At 62.3% G+C, this 4514-nt stretch carries 3 protein-coding genes and 7 tRNA genes; 1 reads left to right on the top strand and 9 read right to left on the bottom strand.

Annotated features, from left to right (window positions below):
• Window positions 1-42: 42 nt before the first annotated feature.
• The 3 genes from folP to CON76_RS12080 form a co-directional block, all read right to left on the bottom strand.
• The gene (gene folP, locus CON76_RS12090; protein ID WP_101103642.1) at window positions 43-918 is read right to left on the bottom strand and encodes a dihydropteroate synthase; all 876 of its coding nucleotides are present in this window, start codon (window positions 916-918) and stop codon (window positions 43-45) included.
• Window positions 919-962: 44 nt separating this feature from the next.
• Window positions 963-2876: an ATP-dependent zinc metalloprotease FtsH gene (gene ftsH, locus CON76_RS12085; protein ID WP_101103640.1), complete on the bottom strand. Its 1914-nt coding sequence runs from the start codon at window positions 2874-2876 to the stop codon at window positions 963-965.
• A gap of 134 nt (window positions 2877-3010) precedes the next feature.
• Window positions 3011-3679, bottom strand: a complete 669-nt coding sequence (locus CON76_RS12080; protein WP_101103638.1) for an RlmE family RNA methyltransferase — start codon at window positions 3677-3679, stop codon at window positions 3011-3013.
• Window positions 3680-3739: 60 nt separating this feature from the next.
• On the opposite strand from CON76_RS12080, the gene CON76_RS12075 reads away from it, so the two are divergent.
• A tRNA-Ile gene (locus CON76_RS12075) sits at window positions 3740-3818 on the top strand.
• Between the two features lie 150 nt (window positions 3819-3968).
• Here the strand turns inward: CON76_RS12075 and CON76_RS12070 are convergent.
• The 6 genes from CON76_RS12070 to CON76_RS12045 form a co-directional block, all read right to left on the bottom strand.
• Window positions 3969-4045 (bottom strand) — tRNA-Asp (locus CON76_RS12070).
• A gap of 6 nt (window positions 4046-4051) precedes the next feature.
• Window positions 4052-4127 (bottom strand) — tRNA-Glu (locus CON76_RS12065).
• Window positions 4128-4150: 23 nt separating this feature from the next.
• Window positions 4151-4227 (bottom strand) — tRNA-Asp (locus tag CON76_RS12060).
• Between the two features lie 6 nt (window positions 4228-4233).
• Window positions 4234-4309: transfer RNA gene (locus CON76_RS12055), tRNA-Glu, on the bottom strand.
• A 14-nt stretch (window positions 4310-4323) separates the two neighbouring features.
• Window positions 4324-4399 (bottom strand) — tRNA-Ala (locus CON76_RS12050).
• Window positions 4400-4417: 18 nt separating this feature from the next.
• Window positions 4418-4494 (bottom strand) — tRNA-Asp (locus CON76_RS12045).
• Window positions 4495-4514 lie beyond the last annotated feature (20 nt).

The following is a 4514-nucleotide window of genomic DNA, read 5'->3' as shown; positions in this document are numbered from 1 at the left end:
TTCAAATGCGATTGCCCTGGCAGACACTTCACATCCGGCGCTTCACACCTCGGCCTGCATGGCCTGCCAGACCTTGACCGCGTCCACCGTGGCCTGCACGTCGTGGACGCGCACCACACGCGCCCCCCGATCCACAGCCAACAGCGCCGCCGCCACGCTGGCTGCCACCCGATCGCGCGGCACTGTGTGCCCCGTCACCTGCCCCAGCGACGATTTGCGCGACCAGCCCGCCAACAGCGGGTAACCCAGCGCCAGCACCTCGGCCTGGCGCGCCAGCAAAGCAAAATTCTGCGGTACCGTCTTGCCAAAGCCGATGCCATAGTCCAGCACAATGCGCTCCGCCGCCACGCCCGCAGCAAGCAACCGCTGCGCCTGCTGCGCCAGAAAATCCACCACCTGCGGCACCGCATCGCCGTGCATGGGCGCAATCTGCATGCTCTGGGGTTCCAGGTGCATGTGCATCAAACACACACCACACTGCGGGTGCGCGGCCACCACCGCCACACCATCGCCCTGGCCATTGGCAAACGGACGTTGCAGCGACCACACGTCGTTGATGATGTCCGCACCCGCGTCCAGGCACGCCTGCATCACCTCGGGCTTGTAGGTGTCCACCGACACCGGCACCCCCAACTGTACCGCCTCACGCACCAGCGGCACGACGCGGGCCAACTCCTCCTCCAGCGGTACCGGCGGTGCGCCGGGGCGGGTCGATTCACCGCCAATGTCCAAAATGTCCGCGCCTTCGCGCAGCAGCAGCTCGGCGTGCAGCAACGCGCTGCGGGTATCGGCATGGCTGCCACCATCGGAAAACGAATCGGGCGTGACATTCACAATCCCCATCACCTGCGGGCGCGTCAGGTCGATACGAAAACGGCTGGTCTGCCACACGGGCGCGGTCAAGGATGCTGCATTCATAAGGAAACCCCCAAAAGAAAACCGGGGCAAGCCCCGGTGGAAAATCAAGCGACGGTCGGCGTCGGATCGTGCTTCACGGTGGGCGGCTGGTCGCCACCGCCGCCGGTGGGCGGGTTGCGCGGCACCCAGTCCTTGGGCGGGCGCGGCGGCTTGCCCGCCATGATGTCATCGAGCTGATCCGACTCAATCGTCTCCCACTCCAGCAGCGCCTTGGCCATCGCGTGCATCTTGTCGGCATGGTGCTCAATCAGGTCGCGCGCCAAACGGTACTGATCGTCGATGATGCGGCGCACCTCGCGATCCACCTGCTGCATGGTCTGCTCGCTCATGTGGGTGGTCTTGGTCACGGAACGGCCCAGGAACACCTCGCCCTCGTTCTCGGCGTACACCATCGGGCCCAGCGCGTCGGTCATGCCGTAGCGCATCACCATGTCGCGCGCAATCTGCGTCGCGCGCTCAAAGTCGTTGCTGGCGCCGGTGGTCATCTGGTGCATGAACACCTCCTCCGCAATCCGGCCCCCGAACAACATGCTGATCTGGTTGAGCATGTAATCACGGTCGTAGCTGTAACGGTCTTTTTCCGGCAGGCTCATGGTCACGCCCAGCGCACGGCCACGCGGGATGATGGTGACCTTGTGTACCGGATCGCACTTGGGCAGCAACTTACCAATCAACGCGTGGCCCGCCTCGTGGTAGGCCGTGTTGCGGCGCTCCTCCTCCGGCATCACCATCGACTTGCGCTCCGGGCCCATGATGATCTTGTCCTTGGCCTTCTCGAAGTCCTGCATCTCCACCACGCGGGCGTTGCGGCGCGCGGCCATCAGCGCAGCCTCGTTGCACAGGTTGGCCAAATCGGCGCCGCTCATGCCGGGCGTGCCCCGGGCAATCACCTCGGGCTTGATGTCGTTGCCGACCGGAATCTTGCGCATATGCACGGCCAAGATCTGCTCGCGGCCCCGGATGTCGGGCAGCGTCACATACACCTGGCGGTCAAAACGGCCCGGGCGCAGCAAGGCGGCGTCCAAAATGTCCGGACGGTTGGTCGCGGCAATCACAATCACGCCCAAGTTGGTCTCGAAACCGTCCATCTCGACCAGCATCTGGTTCAAGGTCTGCTCACGTTCGTCGTTGCCACCGCCCAGACCGGCACCGCGCTGGCGGCCCACCGCGTCAATTTCGTCGATGAAAATGATGCAGGGCGCGTTCTTCTTGGCGTTCTCGAACATGTCGCGCACACGGGCGGCACCCACACCCACGAACATTTCCACAAAGTCCGAACCCGAGATACTGAAGAACGGCACCTTGGCCTCGCCCGCAATCGACTTGGCCAGCAGCGTCTTGCCGGTACCGGGTGGCCCCACCAGCAGCAGGCCGCGCGGGATGCGCCCACCCAGCTTCTGGAACTTGGACGGATCCTTCAGGAAGTCCACCACTTCCTTGACCTCTTCCTTGGCCTCGTCGCAGCCGGCCACGTCGGCAAACGTCACCGGGTTGGCGTTCTCGTCCAGCATGCGCGCCTTGCTCTTGCCAAAGCTGAAAGCGCCGCCCTTGCCGCCGCCCTGCATCTGGCGCATGAAATAGACCCAGACCCCAATCAGCAGCAGCATCGGGCCCCAGCTGACCAGCAACGTCATCAGAAGCGAACCCTCCTCGCGCGGACGCACGTCAAACGCCACATCGTTGGCAATCAGATCCCCGATCAACCCGCGGTCCAAGTAGGTGGCGTTGGTGCGCACGCGGCGGTCGTCGGTGGTCACGGCCACGATCTCGGTGCCGTTGCCGCCCTCCTGGATCACCGCGCTTTTGATGCGCTGGGCCTTCACCTCGTCCAGGAACTCGGAATAGCCCATGTAGCCGGCACCCACCGTGGCGCGTCCGTCAAACTGCTTGAAGACGGTAAACAGCACCATAGCGATGACCATCCACACCGCCACTTTGGAAAACCACTGGTTGTTCAAGAAAAGCTCCAGAAGAAGTCGAACATCGAGAAAATAGGGTTCATTTTAGGTGCATCAAGTCACCAGGGTGACAGGCAACACAAAACCATGCTGAAAACAAGGCAACTGCGCCACCCCAGCGCATCCAACCGCCCTCATTTCAGACCCAGGCCAACCAGAAAGGTTTCCGACGACTTGTCGCGCGACGACTTGGGCTTGACCGGCTTGACGACGCGGAACGTGTCCTTGAACAGCTTGACCAGCGGCGTGTAGGAGCCGCCGTGAAACAGCTTGACCACCAGCGCACCGTCGCGCTTGACGTGCTCGCGCGTGAAATCGACCGCCAGCTCCACCAGGTGCTCAATGCGCGCCGCGTCCACCGAGTCCACGCCCGACAGGTTGGGCGCCATGTCCGACACCACCAGATCGACGGTGCGGTAGCTGCCATCGGCCAGCCGCAGCTTGTCCTTGAGCTGGGCCAGCACCGCTTCCTCGCGGAAGTCGCCCAGAATGAATTGCACGCCATCCACCGGCTCCATCGGCAGCATGTCCAGCCCGATCAGCACGCCGTCAAGCTCACCTGTGGCGGCCCCGTTGGGGGCCATGCGGCGGCGCAGGTACTGGCTCCAGGCACCCGGCGAGCAACCCAAGTCCACCACACACTGCCCGGGGCGGATGAGATGGAACATCTCGTCAATTTCCTTGAGCTTGTAGGCCGCGCGCGCGCGGTAACCCTCCTTGTGCGCCAGCTTGACATAGGGGTCGTTGACGTGCTGGTTGAGCCACGCCTTGTTGACTTTTTTACTTTGGGTTTTGACTTTCATGGGGCGTGCAGCGTAGGAAAAGTGGGCAACCCGTTAGAATAACAGGCTGTATACGGTTACGGGCCTCTAGCTCATGCCTGGTTAGAGCAGCGGACTCATAATCCGTTGGTGCGCGGTTCGACTCCGCGGAGGCCTACCAATGAAAACAACCACTTGGCACCACCCGGTTCAGGTGGTTTTTTCTTGCCCAAAAATCTGCAGGCGGAATGGCGAGGCCGATGACCCATGTGTGCATGCGCGACGGACAACAAAAAACCCCTGCAACCAACGCTGCAAGGGTTTTGTATTCTGGCGGAGTGGACGGGACTCGAACCCGCGACCCCCGGCGTGACAGGCCGGTATTCTAACCAACTGAACTACCACTCCTGGTAGTGGCGACCCTACGGGGATTCGAACCCCGGTACTCACCGTGAAAGGGTGATGTCCTAGGCCTCTAGACGATAGGGTCAAACCTAGAAACTGACAAAAAACTGGCGGAGTGGACGGGACTCGAACCCGCGACCCCCGGCGTGACAGGCCGGTATTCTAACCAACTGAACTACCACTCCTGGCAGTGGCGACCCTACGGGGATTCGAACCCCGGTACTCACCGTGAAAGGGTGATGTCCTAGGCCTCTAGACGATAGGGTCAAACCTAGAAAACTTGGTGGAGGTAAACGGGATCGAACCGATGACCTCTTGCATGCCATGCAAGCGCTCTCCCAGCTGAGCTATACCCCCAAGGAACTGACAAAAATCTGGCGGAGTGGACGGGACTCGAACCCGCGACCCCCGGCGTGACAGGCCGGTATTCTAACCAACTGAACTACCACTCCTGGTAGTGGCGACCCTACGG

Origin of the sequence: Macromonas bipunctata (genome assembly GCF_002837135.1) — a bacterium.
GTDB lineage: Bacteria > Pseudomonadota > Gammaproteobacteria > Burkholderiales > Burkholderiaceae_C > Macromonas_A > Macromonas_A bipunctata.
The sequence above is the reverse complement of the archived record's forward strand: the minus strand, read 5'-3'. Positions and strand labels throughout refer to the sequence as shown.

Excerpts from the sequence above, each read along its gene's own strand:
- CON76_RS12080 (WP_101103638.1), bottom strand. The coding sequence starts at position 3,679 with ATGAAAGTCAAAACCCAAAGTAAAAAAGTCAACAAGGCGTGGCTCAAC.
- folP (WP_101103642.1), bottom strand. The coding sequence starts at position 918 with ATGAATGCAGCATCCTTGACCGCGCCCGTGTGGCAGACCAGCCGTTTT.